A 24,471-nucleotide genomic window follows, 5' to 3' on the forward strand; every position below is an offset into this window, starting at 1 on the left:
TGTATGAAGCTTTTCCTTTTACATGGGCTTTTGGCTCTTGCTCTTTTCAGTAGCTGTAACGATAAAGAAGAGCTGGCTGTCAAAAGCGGCAATCGTGCGATTTTAGTTTATATGGGTGCCAATAACAATCTGGTCTCGGACGCCTACAACAGTATCAATGCAATGGAGGAAGGGCTGACCGGTTTGGATGCTGATATCTATGTCTATGCGACATTGGCAGGAACGGCGCCTAAAATCTATAAAATTGTTGCGGATCAAAGGCCTGATATAAAGAGCCGGGTAATAAAATCTTATGAGCCTCATAATTCAGCAGATCCTGCTGTTATGAAGGAAATTCTGGGGACGATGCAAGGCTATGTTGCTGATAGGACTACAGGACTTATATTATGGTCCCATGCGACGAACTGGTTGCCTGATGCACCGGTTAAATTAATGTCTTTTAATGATGATAAAGGACGTAAGACTGACCTGAAAGATCTGGAGTCGATCTTACCTACTGGTCTTGATTTTTTAATGTTTGATGCCTGCTCAATGGGCAGTGTAGAAGTGCTCTATCAACTACGGGATAAAGCCCGATATACCATAGCTTCTCCGACCGAAGTGCTATCTACGAGTATGCCTTATCAACAGGTTTTAAAACACTTGCTCAATCCAGACCTTGAAAGCGGGATAAAGTCTGCTGCAGCATCGTATTTTACATTTTATGATCAGCTATCGGGCCAATATCGCTCGGCGACCATCGCTGTCATCAATAATAGCCATTGGACTGAGCTTGCGGGCGAAATGAAAAAAACATTGATCCAACACCCACTTGGTACCATCTATCGAGAGGGGCTACAGCGATTGGATCTTGATGAAAAATCACTGTCGGCAGGGTTTGACTTCCTTGATTTTACCCATCAAAATATAGCTTCTTCGGCAACAGCAGACATTGATCGTGTTGTTGCTAAACTGGTCATTTATAAAGCACATACACCTACATTTTTAGGGAAACCGATCTTAAAGTTTTCAGGCCTATCCTGTTACGTCCCAGACGATCGCAATAAATGGGTGCATCCTTACTATAAGTCCCTACAATGGGCGAAGGATAGCGGTTTTGATTCCTTTGTTAAGGAATAACGACAGGGGATAAATAATATCGTCCAGACTCTTGTAATCTCAGGCTTATCCCAATAACGGATTTTCTATTTTTACCCCCCCCCAGGTATTGATTTTTATAAAATTTGTTCTTCGAGCTTTTATTTTGTAGTCTATTGTTAATGTTAAGTTATCAATAGGTCGTATTTCTTTATATTATTAACATAAACTTGTTTTTGTATTAACTCTATTTATATTTCTAATGGTTTATTTTACAGCTGTCCATTATAATATATTGCTAGCGGAGTGTTGATTACTGTTTATGAATTTAAAGCAGTAGCGATTGCTCCAAAATGCTAGCATTAACCCTCATAAATAAAAGTCAATTTTTAACATAATCAAGTAAATAATGAAAATTAGAAATTTACATGTTGCATCGATTGCTGCGCTCTTTCTATTAGCTACAGCCTGTAAAAAGGATAACACCATTGTGCCGGAAATTGTTAAGGACAATCGTATTGCGGCCCAATTTTCCGCATCCATTGATGGCGATATCCAAACCAAGGCTGCGGAAAGCAAGTGGGATGCCAATGATGCGATTGGCGTTTTTATGAAGACGGGAGATGGACTGACAAATGTACTGTCCGCAAACAAAAATTACAATACAACAGGGGATGGTGCATTTAAAGCTGCAGCTACAGACCAGACACTTTTCTACCCTGAGAACGGGAGTACAGTAGATTTTGTTGCCTATTATCCATTCAAACAACAACTGGTCAATAATAGCTATCCTGTAGACATCGAAAACCAAAGTAATCAGGCTGCAATTGATCTGATGTATTCGACCAATGCGGTTGGTCTGAGTAAAACAACCACAGTTGCTAATTTAATTTTCGCCCATCAGCTAGCTAAAGTTCAGATTACGATTAAGAACGGAGCGGGTGTGCCAGATCTAAATAATCTGACGACTAGTATCGTTGGTGTAAAATCGAAAGCTGATTTTGATCTATCTGCAGGTGTCATCAATGTTCAGAACCCAACAGCTACAATTTTGACTAAGACGAGTATTGCTGCTGGTACGGCTGTTTCAGAAGCAATATTGATCCCTACGACCGATGAGACCAATACCAAAGTTGTCTTTGCCATTGGTACAAAAACATTCACCTGGACTCTACCTGCGGGTACAAAATTCGAGAAGGGTAAAAAATATAGTTATGAAATAGAGCTTAAGGGGTCGGGTAGTACAGCTACAGCGGTGGCGCTAAATGCGACGATTACCAATTGGAATACGGTTCCATCCGGAAGTTATAGCCTTGACCAGGAAACGGAGGTCAATCCGCCGGTAAGATATGGTTACATGGAAACTCCGCTTGTAAAAACCGACGATAATATCATGTATGTGGCACATCCCTACCCTGGCAAATCTGATGTACGTAACTATGCCATGTTATACGATAAGAGGTATAAAATGGCATATTGGGTCGCCTATCCCATGCATACTTCATACATAGGTGGTTCGGGACGTTCTGATGCATGGGCTTTTGATCCGTCGATCGCTGCAAGCTTTCAGGTTGATCTGAGCAGCTCCTTTGGCAACGGCTACGACCGTGGTCATCAGATTCCCAGCGGAGACCGCACAGCGAGTAGAGACCTTAATGCGACCACCTTCTATTACTCCAATATGACGGCCCAGATTTCATCGATGAATCAGGGAATCTGGAACAACCTGGAACAGCAAGTACGGGTTTGGACCGCGCAATGTGACACGCTTTATGTGGTGACCGGAGCAGCGATTACCTCTGCAAATGATCAAAATATCACTTATTTAAAAGGGTCAGCCATTCCTAAATATTATTATAAGGCTCTTGCAATGAAAAAAGGCAATAATTATTACACGATCGGATTTCGCATCAATAACCAGATTATTCCATCGACCAGCAACTATAACAGCTATCGCGTCAATGTAAGTGATTTGGAAAAAGAGACCGGGTTTACATTCTTTCCCCAATTGGCCGGAAACCTAAAAGAAACAATTGACACTAACATCTGGAAATAAATAAGAAAAATAATAACGACATGAAAAATAAAAAAATTCTATCTGCAGCAGCTGTTATGCTGTTTGTTCTGTTCGGCTCGTGTAAAAAAGACGGGTCGACGGGGACCGGAACTGAAATCGCTACAGGTATCAAATTTGCATCATCAATCAATGGTCAGATCAAAACCAAGGCCGTCAACGACGTTTGGGAAACAAATGATGCAATCGGTGTTTTTATGAAAACCGGTAATGGATTTAGCAATGTGCTCGCTGCCAACAAAAAATACAATACAGCAGGAGACGGGCAATTTGCAGCTTCTTCGTCCGATCAGACGCTATATTACCCTGAAAATGGGAGCAATGTAGATTTTATTGCCTACTATCCTTTTAGACAGAATCTTGCAAATACGATTTATTCCGTCGATGTCAACAATCAAAGTAATCAGAGTGCAATAGATCTATTATATGCCAACAACGCTACAGGTCTAAATAAAACAAGTACAGCCGCTAACTTAAACTTTATCCACCAATTGGCTAAAATCGAGTTCACCATTAAAGCAGGTGCTGGTATTACTGATTTGACAGGTTTAAGCGCGACTATTGCTGGTTTAAATACAAAAGCCAATTTTGATCTTGCCACAGGCACGTTGGGAACACAGACGGAGGTAGGTGACATTGTTGCAAAAACCGGTACCGTCAATAATGCTTTAATTTCTGAAGCGATTGTTTTGCCGGTTGAAGATGCCTCAGGTAAAGTAGTGACCTTTAGGTTGGCTACCGGTATTTTCAAATTAACACTGCCAACCGCTACAAAATTTGAGCAGGGAAAAAAATATACCTATGCGATCGAACTGAAAAATGATGGAACAGCAACACCTCAGGCTGTTGCGTTGACCGCGACGATTACTGACTGGAATAATGTCCCATCTGGTTCTTATACAGTTGGTCAGGACGATGAAGTCAATCCGCCAGCAGGTGAGGTTAAAGTGCTTGTTACTGAAACTTTTGGTACAGGAACTATATCAAGTACAGCGCGGCCAAAAATAGCGACATACAGCAACTTTGATAACAAGACCCTAAGTTTTACAGATAGCTATGGTACAGCAGACTTACGTACAATTTCTACCTATGGCGAGGGGACAAATGCACATGTCTGGTTACCGGCCAATAAAGATGCTTCACTCATGATTGCTGGAATTGCTGTTTCGGGCTATACGAAATTGAAGATTAAATTTGATGCTGCTGCAAATATCACTGGAACCAATACCGGCAATTTGAATATCATGAAAGTAAAAGTTAATGGCGTTGAATACGGAGTTACAGATCAGCCGATAGTGGGATCCACTGACGGAAATAAATTTTACACATTGGAAGTTTTGGGCAATGTTCCTGCCATACCTATCAATACGGTTGAGTTTTATGGAGCAGCCAGCGTTAATAGTTTGGGTTTACGTTTGGATAACATTGTCATTACTGGTACAAATAAATAAGAAGAGCTATTAAGTAAAATATTTAGGGACAATTGCACAGTGTGACCGTATTTACTTATGACTCCATATGTGGAGATAGTTCTCATATTTTTTTAGATTTATAATAATTTAGATATCTGACACCTCCAAAGTGTCAGATATTTTTTTGTTAATATTTGGGAGATGGAGTGCATGGTTACAGTTTTACGTGTTCTAATCGGTCTTTCGGGAATTCCTGTCTGAGTAGAACGCTCAAGGGAAAAAACTGATAACCTTAAAATATTTAGGTTTTTTTGACCTTTTGTTTTTTTTCCGGCAGCAGATGGGAAGGGAACTGATGTTTTTGTTCTGAAAATTGCTTAATTTTCAGAACCATTTGTGGTTGATGAATAATCACAAGGCGAGTGAATCTGATAGCTTCATCACAAAGAAGCCGCCGAAGGAAGCATGGATGCCTTAAAGAGAAAATCGACTAATGAATAAACTAATTTATACAGATGAAAGAAGTCTCTTTTTCAAAATATATTATATTGCTTGGCTTGACTTTCATGGGCTGTACAATGAGTTATGCTCAAAATACTGCTGCCTCAGCTTTACCCATTGGTACGGCTGGCGATAGTATTGTTGCACAATATCCTGGAGGTATAGACAAATTTGTAAAGTACATGGGGCAAAATATCCGTTATCCACTGGGGCCTCAATTGCGAGGGAAGCCAGCAGGAAGGGTGTATGTATCTTTTATTGTGGATACGACAGGTGCTATTATAAAACCCAAGGTCAAAAAAAGTGTAGACCATGAATATGATAAGGATATTTTACGGGTATTGGCTGAAAGCCCGCGATGGATACCGGGATCCATAAAGGGTAAAAAGGTTAATATCTCTTTTGATCTGCCAATCCGGTTTCATAATTTCCCTAATCCTATTCCAAAAAGTGCAAAAGATATAAAAAACACAAATGTGATCTTGCATGGAAATCTATTGTATGCTAAAGGTCAGCAACATGCCATGCGTTATGTGTATACACCTTTTTTTGAGGTGGATGCACAATTTTCGAAAGCTCTTTTTGGCCCGAAGTACAATGAACCGCTTTTTATTGTCAATGATTTGGATACCGATCCAAAAGAATATAATAAAAGAGGTTTTACACGGACCCTTCAACTGCTCGGGCAAAGCGACAGTACAAAATTCAAATTTCAGCTGAATGATAGGGAGCTGTCTTATAGCCAATGGCGAAAATATCTAAATATAGATAGTGTTGCAATGCTGTCTATCTATAGTTTGTCTCAGGTTCCGGAGCGAAAAGAAGATACCATTTGGGGAATTGTAAGCCTGCTGACGGAGCCCGTACTTGACCAAAAGAGGAAAGCAATGATAAAAGCATCTGCTGATAAGGCGACATTTAGTAATATTCTGGGGCAATATCGAATCGGAAAAACGGTCTTACCTGCGGAACTAATTTACATAGATAACTATTATTATAATACGAAGGCAATCTTTGATTTCTTAGATATGTCGGTCATTGACCGGGTTAGAATAACAAAGGCAGAGCAGATAAAAGGATATTTTCAAGATGATAGGAAGAAGGGGTATATGGAATTGTATACCAAAAATTATCGTGTAGGCCAAGAAAAAGTATATCGGGAAAAATTGGAGGAAATATTGGCTTCCTGTCGAAAAGCGGGGCAGGATACAGGAGAATATACTGTATTTCTGAATAACCAATTAATCAATCTGCAAATACTTGATACGATAGATAGGACGCGAATTCAACAGGTTCATATTATTTCGAAGGAGACTGCGAAGACATTTTTCGGTAAGAACGAGCAAAAGCCGATCATTTATGTCATCGTTGACTACTCGACACAAAAGAGCTAAACAAAAAGCGCCAGAAATTGTTAGTTTCTGGCGCTTTCTTTATGTTGTTCCGGTTCTTTAAACAGAGCGGGTTTTGATGGTTTAAATCATCCATTTAAATAGACTTGCTCCCCAAGAGAATCCTGCCCCAAAAGCAGTCAGCATCACTAAATCTCCAGTATTCAGTTTTTTAATATTCTGCCAGATACACAAAGGGATTGTCGCTGCTATGGTATTACCTAGATATTCGATATTACTAAGTGCTCTATCTTCAGGAATATTGAGACTACGACCAACCGCATCGATGATACGTTGGTTGGCTTGATGTGGAATTAACCAGTTGATATCTTCAATTTTTAAGTTGTTGCGCTGTAAAACAGTATTGCAGGCATCACTCATCGATTGAACAGCATGTTTGAAGACTGTTTTGCCATCTTGTTTGAGAAAACGGTTGTCATTTACGGGTAGGTTGCTGTCGATCGGGTAGAGGGAACCACCGGCTTCGATCTTCAAAAATTCACGTCCAGCACCATTGCTACGCAGGTAGGCATCCATAACACCACCTTCAATTGAGGGTTCAAGCCAAATTACGCCAGCGCCATCTCCGAATAGAATATTAGTAGAACGGTCTTTTAGATCGACATAAGTACTGATGTTATCTGCGCCGACAACAAGCACATTTTTGTAACGTTGTGTCTCCACGAGCGACGAAGCCATATCCAACGCATAAAGGAAACCTGAACAAGCGGCATTGACATCAAATGCCCATACATTGGTCAGCCCCAATTTTTCGAGAATAATATTGGCCGTTGCTGGCATAGGCATATCTGGTGTAGATGTTGCTACGATAAGCGCATCTACATCCCGCAAATCTTTATTATATTGTTTTGCTAGATCCTGAATGGCTTTGACGGCCATGTCCGATGTGGCAAGATTTTCATCCAATATCCTTCGCTCCTTAATTCCCGTACGTTTGATAATCCATTCATCGGAGGTCTCGCAAAACTGCTCTAAATCGGTATTGGATCTTCTGTTTGGTGGGATATATCCACCAACCCCAGTTATTGCTGCATACGGCCTGCTCGGTATTCTTTCAGTCATAAAATAATGTACTCTTTTCTCTCTTTTTCTACAGCCAAATCTTACAAATTAGTCAAGTTGTGATTTTGCGCCGTAAAACTACGGTTAATTTGTACAACTAAAGGCTGAAAAGATAGGTTTTTGACAAAATAATTACGTTTTTGAATAAAATTAACCGTTTTTAACTTTTATCCTATACTATTCTTTTAATCGGTCTTGATCAGGCGAAATTATATGCTGCTGGTGGTGTATTTGTCGAAATTTTAATCTTTTTAATCTTTTCGAAAGGTCAAAACGGTCTAGCAATTTTTAGCGTATTAGCGCACTTATCCAGAAATCCGAGCAAGTTTGAGCAGCTCCGCCAAGCCCCTGATTCCCTCTTCGATCAGCTCTTCGGAAATGGATCCATAACCTAGACGCAAGCCACCGTAACGATCGTCTTTATGATAGTTGTCGGGATGGGGAATATGAATTGATTTTTCTTTCAGCTTTTTGAAGAGCAATGTCCAGTCTACCTGATGTTTGAACGCCAGCCAGACGGCTAGTCCACCTTGCGGGCAATGGTAACTTACATGGTCTGATAAATGGAGATCCAGTTGCTTGACCATAAAGTCACGCTTGCCTCGGTAATAGTTGGTTGCTTTGCGGATATGTCTTCTTACGGTGCCGTCCTGAATAAGTTCCAAAACAGCCTGCTCCATGATATTATCGCCTTGTATATCGATGAGGTAACGTAGTTGAGCAATAGCTTGCAATAAATGTTCATTTTTGCTGACAAGATAGCCTATACGAAGTGCAGGGGCTACGACTTTGCTCAATGTTCCGATGTAGATCGAATGTTGCAATTCAGCAGCCGAGGCCAGCGGATGGTATGGTGTGTGATCGAAATGAAATTCGTAATCATAATCGTCCTCGATAATCGTGAATCCATATGCATTGGATAATTGAATCAGCTCTGACCTACGGGCGGGGCTTAACGTAGCTGTTGTCGGATATTGTCGATGCGGTGTAAGGTATACAGCTTTGCTATTTTTTTTATCCTTTAGATGGGGGATCATTTCTTCGACAATGATCCCCTCTGTATCAACAGGGATCTGTATAAGTTTTGCTCCGGTATGCTCGAATATCTTCCAGGCAGCGTGATAGCCAGGAGACTCTACAAAAATATAGTCGTCCTTCTCCAGTAGACATTGTGCAATAAGATACATGGCCATTTGGCTCCCTCTACTGATACATAGATTGTCCAGGGTAATATTCATATTGCGTTCCTGGTTGAGCATGTCGGCTATGGCTTGCCTAAAATCAATATGTCCCCTTGGGTCGGCGTAGCCCATCATCTTCCATCGGGCACTCCGCTTGAAAATTTGCCGATAAGCGCGTCCGAGCTGGTCGATGGGAGCAATCTTGCTGTCAGGATTACCATCATCGAAGATAATGCGCAATGGTGCCTGAAGAGTGGATAGGGGGGGGCTTTTGGTGGAACTTTCAGCGTTGGAAAGCAAAGACGGCAGCTGTTGGGCCACAAAAATCCCACGCCGCTGTTGACTAACGACCCATCCTTCACTTAGGAGCTGTTGGATAGCTTCAACAACCGTATTACGGTTTAGCTTCAACTGTGTAGCGAGGGCCCTGCTGCTCGGTAAGGCTGTGCCACGAGCCAGTCTGCCTGACTGTATATCAGCGGCAATACTATCTGCCAGTTGTAAATATATCGCCTTTGTGGAAGATCGGTCTATCTCCATCGTCAAATTCCAGGGTCTGAGCATGGGTCAATTTTATTCGGTAATTCACCCAAAGATACAATTGTTCTTTTGGATTGAAACCCTTTACGATGATTCGATCGCACTTGTTTTTCAGGTATTGGGTTTGAGATGAGCTGTTTACTTCTGGTGGTAGTAACTGGACTATTTGCTTTAAATTGATCCTGGACTACCTATAAGGAAAGATTTAATCTGATTTTTGGGTTTAACTAAATCTTGACCATTTGATGAAACCATTTCCTGTATTTGAAAAATTGGATATCCAGATTGAACGTGCGGCTGGCTGTTTCGTATATGACCATCAGCAAGAGGCCTATTTGGATATGTATGGCGGGCATGCTGTTGTCGCTGTGGGGCATACACATCCGCATGTTGTCGATAGTACCTTGCAACAGTTGGGCAAGATTGGCTTCTATTCGAATACGATATATAATGACTTGCAGCATCAACTGGCACATCAATTGGGCCTGATGAGCGGATACACCGACTATGCGGTATTTTTTTCGAATTCAGGTGCTGAAGCAAATGAAAATGCTTTGAAACTAGCCTCGTTTTTTACAGGGAGAAAAAAGGTTTTATCCTTATCTAATGCCTTTCATGGCAGAACCTCCGGTGCCGTATCAGCGACTGATAACACGAGCCTGCGTGCCGTTGTAAATGATAATAGTCCTTATTTTTTTAGCCCCTTCAATGAGTTGTCCAGTTTGAGAAAACAATTGGAAACCGAGGCATATTGCGCAGTGATTATGGAACCGATTCAGGGGGTAGGCGGAATTCAGGTCGCCACAGATGAATTTCTACAGGAAGTCAGAGCGATCTGTACAAAAACAGGCACCTTGCTTATTCTCGATGAAATCCAATCGGGATATGGCCGTACCGGAAAGTTCTTCGCACACCAGCATGCCGGAATAAAGGGGGATCTGGTTACTGTGGCGAAGGGAATAGCCAACGGTTTCCCCATGGCGGCGACAATTATTTCCCCCACTATCAATCCACTCATGGGGCAATTGGGGACGACCTTTGGGGGTAATCATCTGGCCTGCGCCACTGCATTAGCGGTATTGGAGGTTCTCCGTGATGAAAAGCTGATTGATAATGCGGCGCAAGTAGGTGGTTTTTTAATAAGTGAATTGAAGGATATCGCTGCTGTGGCTGAGGTGAGGGGTAAAGGCTTGATGATCGGTGTAGAGTTTGATGCCGATATACAACAACTACGACAGGAGCTGCTATTTGACGAGAAGATCTTTACTGGATATGCCGGTGCTTATACATTAAGGCTGTTGCCACCGTTAAGCTTTACAATGGAGCATGCACAGATTTTTTTAAGGAGCTTAAAGAAATTGCTTGAAAAAAATAGTCGTTATTTCCAAAACCGTTCTTATCACATGGGATAGTTAGTGAAGAACTGTATACTGCAGCCTTTTATGCAAATAAAGGAAATTGCCTATCAGTTGTAATTCGTGAAGAACTGCATGTCGCTTTCCAGCGCGGTATTCTATTAATGAACCGTGTCTGAGGGGATATTCTTTTGAATGGGTGAGTTTAGCTTTTTTCTTGTATTAATGACGTCAAAAAAGTAATTTCACAACAGATACTTTAATTAGATAGATACACGGAAACAGATGTCGACAATTACAAAGGGTTTACCAACAGCCGGATTAATTAGTATAGCGGATAACAAAATATTACTGGCCTACAGCAATAATAAAAAAGCTTGGTACCTGCCGGGTGGTAAAATAGATGCAGGGGAGGATTCATTACAATCACTCCGACGCGAGATTTCAGAGGAATTGAACATAGATCTTGACCCACAAAAGATTTCGTACTATTGTCATATTACTGCTCCAGCCTATGGTATGATCCCTGAGGTGATCATGGAACAGGATTGTTTTCTGTATCCACTTACGGAAACGATACAACCAAGTAACGAAATAGGAGAAGTGAAGTACTTCTCCCATGAAGATTATTTACGCGAACCTATTCAGGTTATCGGTGTATTGCATGTTTTTGATAGGTTGAAAGCAGATGGCCTGATTTAAGTTAAAGGCCATAGCTATGCTTAAATACCATAGCCCTCATTGGCACAATTGATTGTTTTGGTATTTTGTATTGGATCTATCTTTCCAGTCTTGGTGTTCAATCGCCAAGCTTTGAGGGTCTTGTTGAAATATTCTTTGTCTTCCTCGACAACGCTAATAGCAACGATTTCGCTGTCAAATTTGTTGCCTATCCTACAGTTGCAAAGGCTAAGTTGTTCGTTGGCTTTGAGCTTACGAATATTGATTGTATCCAAGATCTTATATTTCACCTGGCCCTTTCCATTCTCCTTGTCATCAAGCAGTTCATTTAAAATACAGATCCCGTTTTTATCGCTGGTATAATATCCCGCAGCAAAGCGATAGTCACCACTTTCACTTTTGCTTGCGTCTATTACTGCACCTGATGCATGGGCATAGCTGGCCAATCCCGGAATTTCATTAATCTCCCGAAATATTTTTCCATATAATGGATTTTTCTGATTTTGAACGGTGTTAAAACTTGACCAACTGCAGATGGCCAACAATGCAAATAGTATACTTGTTAAATAACGCATAGCTTCGATTGATTTAAATACAGTATTAAAGATAATAAATATCATTACATTCTTAAATTACGATATTTATATTTTGTTCATCAACCTGTTAAGAGGGACTATTCATATTTGGAAAAATCTACGGCAAATATACAGCGATTGACTTGACTGCCATTCTGTGCCCCGGCATTGGGTTCGAATTCGGTCAGACTCCAGAGATAACCATAAGTTGCTTCATAATATAGGGATTCGGCACCATAGGGCCATCTGTAACGGACGGTGTTATCTGCGCCATCGCTGTAGCGTGCCAATCTTGCATTGGATCCGTAGGAATTGCTCGGAGATACTGTGCAGGATAGCCATGTCCGGTTTCCTTTTCGGAATACACCTTGGATTCCATGGGCATGGTTATCAGTAAATAGGCTGTTTTTTGGTGTAACTGTAACAATACCTGAATTTTGGAGTTTACCATCCGCATCAATGGGAAAGCCAAAAACTTGGGGTACGATTGCGGCATCAGCACTGCCGGCATAGTATTGCCCTGTCCAAAATTGGGTTCCTTCATCATTGACTTGAATAGTTGAAAAGGGACTGGCATTATTGATCTTTTGATATCCTATTTGTGGTAATATATACCGATAGTTGAATGCATATAAATTGCCATTGGCATCTTTTCCGCATTTCTCGCTGGTATCATCACCCGTGCTTACTTCAATAATTTTATCAAGATCGAACACCCTGACGCCCAGATTTGTGCTACTCAGATATATTTTTCCTTTGAAGTAGGCGATTCCACCGGCATGTACTTTAAGTGGAGCATAAGTGCCATATTGTGTATGGCTTGTCGTTCCGCTAGGAATATCGGGTTGAACCAGAAGGATATGGCGGTAGGTCAGATAGGTACTCGAACTTGGGCTAATGTCGATCAGGGTAATGCGGGAACCTTTGTGCTCAGCATTATTCCGAGCATACCAGCTGACCAAAAGATAACGGACTCCATCTTTTGTGAATCCGGCAATACCCTGTGGCCGCCAGATGGCCGTGGTTTCATCATCACTATTCCACCGGATACCCCGAACCCGATTTTCTTCGGGAATATTGAACCCATATACCTCGGTGTAAGCACTCCCGCCAATGGCCTGACGGTTTTTGTTTACTTGGGAAGGATTTAGAAAACTGAATCCTGAATTGATATAGGTACTGGTATTGACATAATTGTTGACACTGACAGCTGCAGCAGTTGTGCTCGCTTTAAGTTTCGAAGCTGTTTCAGTTTCTATGGGCGCTGGAGCTATTTCATTTTTCTGACAGCTGACGCTCGCCACTGCAAGCATAAAAATCAATCCAAGTGTTTGTCTCTGAATCATCGTTGTAGGTTTATGTAATCGTATACAATCCGAATAGTAAATAGTTTGTATGCTAATTGCGAAACTAAATGATTCAACTATTATTTGGATAAACGTAATATTAAATCTGTATTACGTTTGTTGTCTTTTTGTTTATAGTCTTTATTTTATGGGTTTTAGTATTCCAACCTGCTGTAAATGAGTAGCCCCCTATCACTGATATTATCCCATTAAACAAGATCAGTGATAGGGGGCTATATTTATCCAAAGCGCAACTTATTTTGCAGCCTCTGTTTTTTCTTTTTGGGATTCTTTGTATACTTTGCTATCCTCATCGTCCATGTCCATGTCGAGATCCTCCTCTTTGTATTTTCCCATTTTAAGTTGAAAATTATCAGCGGTACCAGTGATGCGCATCGGGATTCCGAAGATTCCAAATGGTGGCAGTCCAAGTCTGAACCCGAGATTCATCCGTCCATCAAGTGTAACCTGGCCTTCAAATCGTGGTCTGAATCCCATCATCTTCATTTTGGTACGTTGGATGGTCATGACATTGTTCTTGATATGCGATTTGATGACCACTTTTTTCACTTCACCGTCTTTCAATTTTTCTTTTGAGGTGGATTCGCTAATGCCATTCAATAATTTGAAACCTCTGAATTTAATCTGGTTCAAGGTCAGGCTACCCTCACCGACTATGGAAGGCATGACAGGCTGCATATTACCATTTAATAAACCGCCTAATTTATAATCCAGTGATACAAGGCCATGTGCGTTTTTGGCAGCAGTCACCATCTCTCTAAACATTGGTATTTCTTTATAGGCACGTTGAATATCAAAGCTGTCTGCTTTTACGGCGTAGTCGAATGCAGCTCTGCGGGGATTTATTGGTCTATAATTTCCATTCATAGCTGCTTTTAATCCCGCTAGTTCAAAAGTGGTATTGTTGAGCGCCAGTTTGCCTTCTTTGATCTGTAGATCTCCCTTGAAATCTCTGATGTTCATGCTGTTGTAAGAAACATTGTTGACCAAACCTAGCACCTGAACATCAAGATTTTTGGGCAAAAGGACCACACCTGTCTCAGAAGAAGAGGGTGCTGCTGAAGGATTATCCGCGAAAACCATGAAATCATCAACGGTGATTTTTTTACTGTTGAGTGTGAACTGTCCTTGTAAAGCGGCGTTGCTATTTGTCAGATAATTGATGATATTATTCATGTAACCTTTTACGGAGATCGAATTTCTGCCGTAGTTGACCAGAAATCTGTCAAAGTTCATTTTCTCCTGATGGAAGCTAAAGTCACCACTTTTGATTGCAATAGGTTGAGGGAGTAGATCTGTCTGTACTTGGATCTTGCCGATGTTGATGCGTCCACTATTATGGAGTCTGGCATAACGGCCGCTGGTGGCATCGCTCTGAAGACCTTTGAGACTGAAATCTGTATGGATAAAGCCATCAACATTGGTTCCGTCCAAAGCAAAAAACTTATAGATAGGACCGAGATTGAGTTTTCCTTTAGATTGAATGCTATAGTTGATGTTATTGAAATTGCGCAGATCTGCATTTAGGAAAAATGGTTCCCCCGCGAAGGTAAATGAAACGGGTAGTATCTTGATGCTCAAATCACGTAAAGATCCCTTCTCGCTATTCACGAAGGCTTCAACATGTATATTTTCCATGGGAATAGGATACTCCTTGGATTTGATAAACCCATCTTTCATCACAATGGAAGTATTGGTTTCCGGAAAAATATTCCGTTTAAGATCGACATAACCTTTTGCATTGAGGTTTACATCGATCAGCCCTGCCAGTTCGATATCTTTGATCGGGTAGAAGCTTTTGATATCAGCCAAATTGAATAAGGCTTTGAGATCAGACTGTACCGCAATTTTATTGAAATCTGTTATGGAAACATAACCTTTAATATAATTGCTGAGTGCTTGAATCGAGATATCGTGAATAGAAATGGATGCGCTTTTCATTTTGCCATCCGGATCTTTTGCTTCGAGACGATAAGCGATCTTGTCAAGTCCTTTTGGGAGATCAGCTAGTTTGAAATGGCCGTCTGTGAGGGTGTTTTTGATATCAAATGTCGGTATGGAAGCGATATACTCCTGCTCGCGTTTTTGAAGACCAACTTTGCGGGTTGCTTTGGCATAGGTTCCGTTGATTTTTGCATCAAGATTCCATCGTCCGCCAAAAGAGAAACCTGGGAATTGTAGTGAAGAATATAATATGCCCAGGTCGAGGTCGCTTTTCATATCCGCATGTACAGTCACTGGATGCAGTCCTGCGATTTGTCCTTTTGCGTTGAAGTAACCTGATGCGACTTTAAAGTCAAATTGTTTCAGGTCAATCCGGAGCGAGTCGGGATTTAATGCCGGAAGATCAATCTTTAATTTTGCATTCCAGTCTGTCAATGGATTATTGGATTGTTTATAAGCCATATATCCGTTGTTGATGGTCAGTCCCAGAGATAAATCGGGCATCTCATTATTGTCAACAATATAATCACCGATTAAATTTACAAAAACTTCGGAAGTGCCTTTGACGGATAGATCTTTTATCCATGATGCGTAACTATTGGGAACCAATGACAGCAATTCACTCAGGGTACTCTCCTGGGATTTTAACTTGAAGTCCAGGTGGTAACCGTGCGATATAAAAGATAATAATCCTCGAAACCGTACCGGTAGCTGGTTTATTTTTATGTCGTTTCGTTCGAATATGAATGATAAATTATCGGTATTGATGCGTGTCAATAAGTTGGCATCAATTGATTTTTTGTCGACATAGAGTTCATTGTCAAAAGAAAAAGAAAAAGCAGCAATCTTGGCTCTGGTATTCAAATCAAAGATATTCGACATCAGATCACCTTTACCCTCGTAGTCCAGATCTTTTGCATCAATCCACAGTGGAATAGATTGGTCTTCGTAATGCAGATTGGTCTTTTCAAATTTAATCAGTTGAAAGGCCAATGCGCTACTCTCGGAATTATCTTTTGTCTTTGTGGAATCCGTTGGTGTAGACTTGTATATGTTGTAGTTGGCGTTACCTAAGGAATCAACCAGAATATTGATCTTCCCCTGGTTAACGATAAACTTGTCAATAATGATTTTTGATTTGAGTAGGCTCATGAGGTCAATCCCAAAGCTTACCTGTTTGGCTGCAAGCAGGGTGTCTTTTTTGAATGGCTCAGAACCCTTTAACAACACATCATCCATTGACGCAGTCAATAGCGGGAATTGATCAAAGAAGGTCAATCTGACCTTTGTATAGTTGAGCTCCCCATTGATATGCTCGTTTGCTAGCGACTTAACTTTGTCGTTTACTTCTTTTTCGAAGACGTAGGGAATGGATAATATACAAAGAATGAATAGTGCTATGAAGCTTACTAACCCGATAGAGATTCGTTTGGCAAGCTTTAGAAATGTTGCTTTTGACACAGTGTTGTTTTTTTGTGGCTACAAAAGTCCGAAAATTATTGCTAAAGTCCATTGATTGACTGATTTATTTTGATACTACTAAAGAAATATGTGGTTTTTTATTGACAAATGAGTGGGCAAAGTCCTTTCTTATCAGGTAGTTTTGTATTGCTCGAAAATTTTCCTGTATTTTTGCAGGGTGAATTTTCGATTTAAAAATGCGGAACAGAAAAACAGTACCATACTCATTTTCTGTTTGCTTTTGTTGCTGTTGATAGGTGGGGGACTGCTCGGTATTATCCACCATAAAATAGATCGACTGAATAAAAGAATATTGGTAGATTTTGCCGATGAAAACATGTTGCTGGTGAATAAGCAGCTGGAATTGTTACAACAGGAGCTATACACGTCTGAGAAAAGATTGGTTGATGCCGTACCATCGGGGGATATCCGCCGTGATTCCCTACTTATCCTCGTTCCGGCCAGTCACTTGGATCGTGTCGATAATAAGATGTGGATACTGCTTAAAACGCGTACAATACAACATCGCTTATACCATGTCTATGTCGATATTGAAAAATTAAATGCTTATTTCGCCAATCTCTATTTTGGAAGAAGAGCTTATTTTGAAATATATAGCGATAAAGGGATCTGCATTGTTTCACCTGAAAGCCGAAAATGGGGCCGCCCGAAGGATAGTGATATTATTACACAGGGAAAGATCGTCAAGTCGGATTACCTAAAGTTGGATGTGATGGTTACTTCCTACCCCTGTCCCATTATTTTTGTGGGTGGTGAAATTCGGGTAAGCGTCTTGTTGTTGACTATTGAGGAGGAAGTCCAGGAGGTGATGACTTATAGTATTTTACTTGGAGTTGGTTTGATGCTTGTAGCAATAGCACTTATCTATTTTAATGTGCTTGAGCGGCGCAAAATTCAGCAACTCAAATTAATGGCTTTGCAGCAGGAAAATGAATATACGCAGATGCGTCTGGTTCAATTGCGGCAACAGATCAATCCACATTTTTTGTTTAATACGTTTGGTTCACTTCAATATCTGATCGGTAAGGATAATGATCTGGCCAAGTCATTCGTTGGCAAGATGACCAAGGTCTATCGTAAAATGCTGCGTACGGACGAGTCGGACTGGTCTTCGCTACAAGAAGAACTGGAACTGGCAAAAGCTTATTTCTTTTTGCAGCAGGTGCGTTTTGGAACAGCGTTGAAGGATATGGAGATCTCCATTCCAATGAATGTGATGGGAGCGAAGCTACCACGGTTGGCCTTGCAGATGCTGGTGGAAAATGCGATCAAACATACACGGATTTCGACGGAAAATCCACTTGAGATCCATATTATTTATCTATCAGACGCCAATATCATCAAAGTAAGCAACAATTGGCAGCCACGACAGGGGACAGAGGTGGAAGGTGAAGGATATGGGCTTAATTACTTGGTATCTATGTATGCCCACTATACGTTGGATGGTTTTGACTTTGGAACAGAAGAAGGTCGCTTTTTTGTCAACTTACCCTTGCTAGATCATTAAAATAGCGTAAAGATAAGTCTGTTGAGCACGTGTTCATAGTTTCGATGCGCGTGTTCATACGTTAGAAATACGGGCTCGTCCCTTTCGTGGTGATTCTGTACAATATTTTTAACAAATTTGGCTTCTGATCTAGGAATTTAATTGCAAGATTAACCTAATCTTATTCGGATGAAATGATCTTCAGCTCAATAGCGCTTGATAAGAGAGCTATCAGGAGTAGATGATCACTACAATGCCATTGAAAAACAAACCGGGTGCAACAAATGCATGTATGCTATTGAAAAACAGCACTCAGAAATAATTATTCTAAATGAACAACACTTATACCAAGCTAGCCCTTAGCCTCTTGTTTTCGGCAGGCCTCATGCAATCTTGTTCTGTATTGCAAACTGTAGGTTTACGAAAAAAAGAGACTGTTACCTCTGCGAAAGATTCTACCGCCAAGAAAGATACGACGATTGCCTATGACAAACTGTTTAAAGACGCGCGCGTGGATAGCGGTATGTTTGGTGTGATCCGAAAGGAAAATAATTATTACTTTGAAATTCCATTGAAAAAAATGGGACAGGATATTCTCCTGATCCAAAAATTGTCTTCCGTTCCATTGGCGTTGAATGAAGCTGGTGTAAATAAGGGAATGAATTATGAAAATAAGGTCATTCGATTTACCCTGCGCAAAGAGAAGAAAGAAGTATGGGTTTCGGAGATTAAACCTCAGGTAGAAGTGCCTAAAGCTGATGCGATTGCCGCATCGGTCTACGATAATTATCGTCCTTCTTACATCGAATCATTTAAAGTCGAAAGTTATTCAAAAGACTCCAGTGCTGTGGTGATCAAAGTCAATAAAGTGTTTGACGGATCGGAAAAGAGCTTTACGGATGTTTTCACTTCTTTGGGCTTAGGTACTTCTCCTAAAACCAGTATATCCACGATCGAAGAAATTAAGTCGTATTCCAATAATATTGTTGTTAAATCGGTCCTGTCGACAAAAGTAACGGAAGGAAATGAATCGGTGCCGGTTTCATTAGAGGTTACAAGTAACCTTTATGAACTGCCTGAAACGCCGATGGTGGCGCGTTTTGCGGATCCCCGTATTGGCTTTTTTACATCACCACGTTGGTACTTTAACGATAAACAACAGGAGCTGGATAAAAAAAATCTGGTTAACCGCTGGAGGCTTGAACCGAAAGATGAGGACAAAGCTCGTTACTTGAAAGGTGAATTGGTAGAACCAAAGAAACCTATTGTTTTTTATCTGGATCCGGCCACACCAAAACAATGGCGACAAGCCATCATTGATGGGGTTCACGATTGGCAAGAAGCCTTTGAGGCGGCCGGTTTTAAGAATGCGATTTTGGCAAAACAGCAACCGGATAGTATTAAATTTGATCCAGATGATGCAAATGTATCGTCTATTGTATACGCAGCGTCAGCGCAGGCCAATGCGATGGGGCCATCTGTAGTGGATCCACGCTCCGGAGAAATTTTGGAGGCGGATGTTATCTGGTGGCATAACGTGATGACGATCCTAAATAGCTGGATGCGGATACAAACAGGTATCGTCGATACTTCGGTGCGATCGAATGTATTCTCGGATGAAAAAATGGCCCATGCCATTCGTTTTGTTTCTTCACATGAGATTGGACATACCTTAGGGTTAATGCACAATATGGGTTCGTCGGCAAGTTTTCCGGTAGATTCACTTCGTAGTAAAAGCTTTACCGCAAAAATGGGCGGTACGGCACCATCGATTATGGATTATGCGCGCTTCAACTACGTGGCACAGCCTGAAGATGGTGTTGAACAGATTACACCCGTGATCGGAACTTATGACAAATATGCTATCGGATGGGCTTACCGTTGGTATGGCAAGCCGCAGCCTTGGGATGAAATACCGTTGTTGCGCAAAGAAATTGATGCCCATGTGCATGACCCGATATATCATTACGGTGAACAACAAGATTCCAAAAATATTGTCGACCCGCGGGCACAGTCCGAAGATCTTGGTGACGATGCAATGAAAGCCGGTGAATATGGGATGAAAAATTTACGTCGCATGATGCCAAATATCATCAACTGGACCACGAATACGGGGGATGACTATTATCGTGCCGGTAAATTATATATGGGCGTCGTTGGTCAATGGTATGCTTACGCTGACCATGTGCTCAATAATATCGGTGGTATTTATCTTGAAAATGCTGTTTTGGGCGACCAAAAAAATGCGTATAGCCCAGTACCTAAGGAGAAACAGGTAGCTGCACTGGAATATTTAAAGAAAAATGTGTTCTATATGCCGGAGTGGTTATTTGTTCCGGAGTTGATGGCGAAAACTTTCCCTTTAAGAGATTCACCTATGGGACCGTTTGAATATGCACCTTATAATCTGCAGCGCGAATTTCAGTATGCCATGCTCTACAAATTGGTCAACGATGAGCGTCTATTGCGCATGGTAGAAATGGAAAACCTCTTTGGCGACAAGAAGGCATGGAGTGCACCTGCATTTTTAGCCTCGGTACGCAAAGAGATCTTCGCAAAAACGGTCAGTGGGCAGGCATTGGATCTTAAAACACGCATGTTGCAACAGAATTACGTAGATGTACTGATGGTCTCTACGAATAAGTCCATGGAGAAATTAAATGCCAAGAAATTAGCTGGTGTCGAACAATTGATTGAGGGAACTCAACCTAATCTGTGCTTGCATCCGCATCATGCAGCTTCTGCTCAAACAGGTTTACGTAATGTACATGTCACAGGAATGATCCGTACATCGGATATGCTGACCTATAAACGTGCTGAACTGTATGAGATTTACCAATTGTTGAAACAGAAACAACGGACAGGAGATGCCACAACAAAGGCACATTATATGGATCTGCAATTGCGTATTGCAAATACACTGGAATTGAACTAATATATTAACATCTATTATATCAACATCTACCAAAATGAATAAGTTTTTAATACCGCTGACCTTTATGTGTGTGCAAATGGCGCATGCACAGGAATCCAAGGAGCTGAAAGGAAAGGTACTGGATGCGGTCACATTAAAGCCAGTCGTGGGGGCGACGGTTGTTGTCGAAAGTTCGGCAGTAGCGGAAGACATTGGCGTACCCAATCAGGTACAACAATCTGCATTGGGATCATTGACTGACGCTTCGGGCGAATTTCGCCTAAAAGTTCCAGGAAACTTAAAATACGTCACCATTAGTTATGTGGGATACCAACGTATTCAGGTTCCAGTATTTCAGGATCACAGAACGATTTTGCTACAACCGAGTGGTGAATCACTGGATGAAGTAATCGTAACAGGGTATACCGACATTAAAAAACGTAAAAATACAACAGCATATAATAAAATCAATGTAGCTGATATCAAACAGACAGGCGTTGCATCTATTGATGAAATGCTTGCTGGTCAGGTAGCAGGTTTACAGTTGAGCAATTTTAATGGTGGTCCAAATAGTGCACCACAGATCCGTATCCGCGGTACAGTATCACTCAATGGTACACAGGATCCATTGTGGGTTATTGATGGATTACCTATAGAAGGAACAGAATTGCCGAATCGGATTGATAAGGATAACCTGAATAGTCTGAATAATCTTCCAATCGCAGGAATCAATCCGGATGATATTGCAGATATCACGGTATTAAAAGATGCGGCAGCAACTTCGATTTATGGTGCACGTGCTGCTAACGGCGTTATTGTGATCACAACAAAAAGAGGTAAATCAGGCCCGGCGAAATTGCAGGTCTCAGCGAATACCTTTGTGACCGAACGTCCCGACTATGCGCAGCTCGATATGATGAACGCCAATGAAAAAGTGGATTTTGAGCTATTGATGGCTAATCGTACCGACTTAAATTACCGCTCAGATAAAGGAGCTATTATGCGCATATTGAGTAATGCGAATGCCTTGGATGCTTACCGCTCCGGTGGATTGGCTGCATTATCTCCGGATGTACAGCAATCCATAAATCAGCTACGTACGCAGCAAACGGACTGGGGAAAAGAACTCTATCGTCAAGCACTCAATCAACAGTACTCGGCTTCGATTTCTGGTGGAAATGATGGACATCGTTATTATTTGTCAAGTGGATTTTATGATGAAAAAGGAGCAACAAAAGCTGTCGATCTACGTCGTTATTCATTGACGCTAAATAATGATTTCAATATCAACGATCGGTTTAAAGCAGGGATTAATCTCTTGGGGTCGGTATCGAACAGACAGAACCCGATACAGGATAGGGATGCTTTCACCAATCCAAGTTACTATGTCCGTTCGGTAAATCCTTATCTATCTGTTTATGACCAGTCTGGCAAGTATAACTATGATCCGGATATTGAGGGCTTTGAAAAAGATACCTATATTCCATTCAATGCGATAGAGGAACGTGAAAATACGAAATATTCCCTGACCAATAAGGCGCTTAAGGCTATCAGTTATCTGGAATATGCAATTGTACCACAATTATCATTGCGTACTGAATTCGGACTGCAGTTTGACGAAAATGGCACAGAAAAATTTGCAGATCAAGAAAGCTATAATACCCGCAAATTCCGTGCAGCAACACGGTATTATGATACTGCGAGCAAAACATATAAATACTTCTTACCAACAGGAGGAACGATTGAAAATACGCATAACAGTATTTTCCAGTACAACTGGAAAACGTACCTCAAGTATACTAAAAGCTGGCAGGATAGACACGAGCTGGAAGTCATGGGAGGAACGGAGTTAAGACGTAGTACGAATAAGATTGTGACTACCAAAGGCTTTGGATATAATCCAGCGACTTTGACCACACAGAATATTGATTTTCCAAATAGTAATTATCAAAATGATCCACGATTTCGTCAGTATAGCAAGGGGTTCATCGAGAATTCGTATGCTTCATTCTACGGAAATGCAACCTATACATTGGATCGTAAGTATAACGTGTATGGTAGTATCCGGTATGACGGATCAAATATGTTTGGCGTAGATCCGCAATATCGATTCTTGCCGATCTGGTCATTATCTGGATCCTGGAATGTGCTGGAGGAAGAGTTTATCAAAGGTAAAACAGCTTTGTCTGATCTCCGTGTACGTGCTTCTTATGGTATTCAAGGAAATGTGGATCGGAATACTTATCCTTTCATTGTTGGAAAATATGGTAATACAAATCTTCTTCCGGGAAGTACAGAAGGGACTGTGGTTGTGGATATGCCCGCAAATGATAAATTACGCTGGGAACGCACGCAATCTTACAATGCGGGGATTGACTTGGGCTTATGGAAAAATAGACTGAATATTACAGTTGACTATTACAACCGAAAGAGCACGGATTTAATCAGCTACAGTGCATTACCGTTGGAAAATGGCTTTCAGAATGTGCAGGTCAACTGGGCGTCTGCCCGAAATCAGGGCGTGGAGTTGACAATATCGAGTCGCCAGATCCAGACAGAAAAATTCTCCTGGTCTACGGATTTTAATATTGCACACAATAACAATAAATTATTGAAAGTCGTGAATAACCCGAAAGCCTATGCGCCAGAGACGCAGGAAGGCCGTCCGATTAATGGTTTATATGTTCTGGAAACCGCTGGATTGGATAAAGATGGTGTAATGCAATTTAGAAATCTAGATGGATCGGTTTCGAGTTTCGAGGATTTCTATGGTTTATATGATCCTTGGGCAGATTTTTTACCAGGGTATACTTCGCAAACAGACATGACTGCTGCAGAATATCGTTCAAAATTTAAATATAAAGGTAGTAAGGATCCGAAGTTTATTGGCGGTATGACTAATCGTTTCCGCTATGCGAATTTCGACCTGGCGATTTCAGCTGTGTTTAATTTAGAGCGTTGGGTAAGCCGTACACCAACATACAATCCTGCAAAAGTAGACCGTGGACAGAATTATACCAAAGATCTGTTGATGGCTTTGCAAGGAAATAAAGCGTTGCCGGCATTGGGAAGTATCAGTTCGGAATTAAATGAGCGTTGGATGGCCTATGGCTGGATGGAAAGCAATGACCCAATCAATTCATTTAATCAGTATGATATCTGGGCCAAGAAAATGAGTTATGTCCGTATTAATAGCATTCGTCTGGGATATACATTACCAGCGGCACTAAGTAAGAAGATCGGGGCAAGCAATCTACGTGTGAATGTAGAAGGACGGAACCTGTTTGTTTTCGGAGCGAATTACGATGGATATTTTGATCCAGAAACCTATGGTGACTATTATGCCCAACCGATTAGCAAATCTTTTGCTTTTGGTCTTTCGGCAAGTTTTTAATTCTTTAAATTGAT

Annotated in this window: 14 protein-coding genes; 9 read left to right on the top strand and 5 right to left on the bottom strand. The window is 41.1% G+C overall.

Features of this window, described 5'->3' with window-relative positions; genetic code table 11:
* The first annotated feature begins 3 nt into the window (after window positions 1-3).
* The 4 genes from DFQ12_RS13190 to DFQ12_RS13205 all read left to right on the top strand — a co-directional run bounded on the left by DFQ12_RS13190 (window position 4) and on the right by DFQ12_RS13205 (window position 6,458).
* Window positions 4-1,119 (top strand): clostripain-related cysteine peptidase, encoded by a 1,116-nt coding sequence (locus DFQ12_RS13190; RefSeq protein WP_167457272.1) that lies wholly within the window; start codon window positions 4-6, stop codon window positions 1,117-1,119.
* 367 nt (window positions 1,120-1,486) lie between these two features.
* Window positions 1,487-3,133: a fimbrillin family protein gene (locus tag DFQ12_RS13195; RefSeq protein WP_120259531.1), complete on the top strand. Its 1,647-nt coding sequence runs from the start codon at window positions 1,487-1,489 to the stop codon at window positions 3,131-3,133.
* Window positions 3,134-3,153: 20 nt separating this feature from the next.
* Complete coding sequence (locus tag DFQ12_RS13200) at window positions 3,154-4,602, top strand: fimbrillin family protein (protein WP_120259532.1); 1,449 nt, start codon at window positions 3,154-3,156, stop codon at window positions 4,600-4,602.
* Between the two features lie 476 nt (window positions 4,603-5,078).
* Window positions 5,079-6,458 (top strand): energy transducer TonB, encoded by a 1,380-nt coding sequence (locus DFQ12_RS13205; protein WP_120259533.1) that lies wholly within the window; start codon window positions 5,079-5,081, stop codon window positions 6,456-6,458.
* An 81-nt stretch (window positions 6,459-6,539) separates the two neighbouring features.
* On the opposite strand, the gene DFQ12_RS13210 is transcribed toward DFQ12_RS13205, so the two are convergent.
* Window positions 6,540-7,538 (bottom strand): beta-ketoacyl-ACP synthase III, encoded by a 999-nt coding sequence (locus tag DFQ12_RS13210; protein ID WP_120259534.1) that lies wholly within the window; start codon window positions 7,536-7,538, stop codon window positions 6,540-6,542.
* Between the two features lie 305 nt (window positions 7,539-7,843).
* Window positions 7,844-9,283, bottom strand: coding sequence for a MocR-like pyridoxine biosynthesis transcription factor PdxR (gene pdxR, locus DFQ12_RS13215; protein WP_120259535.1), 1,440 nt, complete (start codon window positions 9,281-9,283; stop codon window positions 7,844-7,846).
* Window positions 9,284-9,504: 221 nt separating this feature from the next.
* Between pdxR and DFQ12_RS13220 the strand changes: the two genes are divergently transcribed.
* Both DFQ12_RS13220 and DFQ12_RS13225 read left to right on the top strand, forming a co-directional pair.
* Window positions 9,505-10,671 (top strand): aspartate aminotransferase family protein, encoded by a 1,167-nt coding sequence (locus DFQ12_RS13220; RefSeq protein WP_120259536.1) that lies wholly within the window; start codon window positions 9,505-9,507, stop codon window positions 10,669-10,671.
* Between the two features lie 228 nt (window positions 10,672-10,899).
* Entirely contained in the window at window positions 10,900-11,316 is a 417-nt protein-coding gene (locus DFQ12_RS13225; protein ID WP_120259537.1) for an NUDIX hydrolase, read from the top strand.
* A gap of 20 nt (window positions 11,317-11,336) precedes the next feature.
* Here DFQ12_RS13225 and DFQ12_RS13230 read toward each other — a convergent pair whose 3' ends face one another.
* The 3 genes from DFQ12_RS13230 to DFQ12_RS13240 form a co-directional block, all read right to left on the bottom strand.
* Window positions 11,337-11,870, bottom strand: a complete 534-nt coding sequence (locus DFQ12_RS13230) for a hypothetical protein (RefSeq protein ID WP_147420409.1) — start codon at window positions 11,868-11,870, stop codon at window positions 11,337-11,339.
* 98 nt (window positions 11,871-11,968) lie between these two features.
* Window positions 11,969-13,216, bottom strand: coding sequence for a hypothetical protein (locus DFQ12_RS13235; RefSeq protein ID WP_120259539.1), 1,248 nt, complete (start codon window positions 13,214-13,216; stop codon window positions 11,969-11,971).
* 255 nt (window positions 13,217-13,471) lie between these two features.
* Entirely contained in the window at window positions 13,472-16,642 is a 3,171-nt protein-coding gene (locus tag DFQ12_RS13240; protein ID WP_120259540.1) for an AsmA family protein, read from the bottom strand.
* Window positions 16,643-16,820: 178 nt separating this feature from the next.
* Between DFQ12_RS13240 and DFQ12_RS13245 the strand changes: the two genes are divergently transcribed.
* From DFQ12_RS13245 to DFQ12_RS13255, 3 genes are all read left to right on the top strand, one after another.
* Complete coding sequence (locus DFQ12_RS13245) at window positions 16,821-18,170, top strand: sensor histidine kinase (RefSeq protein ID WP_120259541.1); 1,350 nt, start codon at window positions 16,821-16,823, stop codon at window positions 18,168-18,170.
* Window positions 18,171-18,480: 310 nt separating this feature from the next.
* On the top strand, window positions 18,481-21,084 hold the full coding sequence (locus DFQ12_RS13250) for a zinc-dependent metalloprotease (protein ID WP_120259542.1): 2,604 nt from the start codon (window positions 18,481-18,483) through the stop codon (window positions 21,082-21,084).
* A gap of 34 nt (window positions 21,085-21,118) precedes the next feature.
* Window positions 21,119-24,457 carry a SusC/RagA family TonB-linked outer membrane protein gene (locus DFQ12_RS13255; RefSeq protein WP_120259543.1) on the top strand — a complete coding sequence of 1,113 codons (3,339 nt, stop codon included), beginning with the start codon at window positions 21,119-21,121 and terminating at the stop codon, window positions 24,455-24,457.
* The last annotated feature ends 14 nt before the right edge of the window (window positions 24,458-24,471 follow it).

The organism is Sphingobacterium detergens (genome assembly GCF_003610355.1).
GTDB classification, from domain to species: Bacteria; Bacteroidota; Bacteroidia; order Sphingobacteriales; family Sphingobacteriaceae; genus Sphingobacterium; species Sphingobacterium detergens.

What these genes read in the sequence shown, in the direction of transcription:
- DFQ12_RS13195 (WP_120259531.1), top strand. Translation starts at nt 1,487, where the DNA reads ATGAAAATTAGAAATTTACATGTTGCATCGATTGCTGCGCTCTTTCTA.
- DFQ12_RS13200 (WP_120259532.1), top strand. Translation starts at nt 3,154, where the DNA reads ATGAAAAATAAAAAAATTCTATCTGCAGCAGCTGTTATGCTGTTTGTT.
- DFQ12_RS13255 (WP_120259543.1), top strand. Translation starts at nt 21,119, where the DNA reads ATGAATAAGTTTTTAATACCGCTGACCTTTATGTGTGTGCAAATGGCG.
- DFQ12_RS13250 (WP_120259542.1), top strand. Translation starts at nt 18,481, where the DNA reads ATGAACAACACTTATACCAAGCTAGCCCTTAGCCTCTTGTTTTCGGCA.
- DFQ12_RS13190 (WP_167457272.1), top strand. Translation starts at nt 4, where the DNA reads ATGAAGCTTTTCCTTTTACATGGGCTTTTGGCTCTTGCTCTTTTCAGT.
- DFQ12_RS13225 (WP_120259537.1), top strand. Translation starts at nt 10,900, where the DNA reads ATGTCGACAATTACAAAGGGTTTACCAACAGCCGGATTAATTAGTATA.
- DFQ12_RS13205 (WP_120259533.1), top strand. Translation starts at nt 5,079, where the DNA reads ATGAAAGAAGTCTCTTTTTCAAAATATATTATATTGCTTGGCTTGACT.
- DFQ12_RS13220 (WP_120259536.1), top strand. Translation starts at nt 9,505, where the DNA reads ATGAAACCATTTCCTGTATTTGAAAAATTGGATATCCAGATTGAACGT.
- DFQ12_RS13230 (WP_147420409.1), bottom strand. Translation starts at nt 11,870, where the DNA reads ATGCGTTATTTAACAAGTATACTATTTGCATTGTTGGCCATCTGCAGT.
- DFQ12_RS13235 (WP_120259539.1), bottom strand. Translation starts at nt 13,216, where the DNA reads ATGATTCAGAGACAAACACTTGGATTGATTTTTATGCTTGCAGTGGCG.
- DFQ12_RS13210 (WP_120259534.1), bottom strand. Translation starts at nt 7,538, where the DNA reads ATGACTGAAAGAATACCGAGCAGGCCGTATGCAGCAATAACTGGGGTT.
- pdxR (WP_120259535.1), bottom strand. Translation starts at nt 9,283, where the DNA reads ATGCTCAGACCCTGGAATTTGACGATGGAGATAGACCGATCTTCCACA.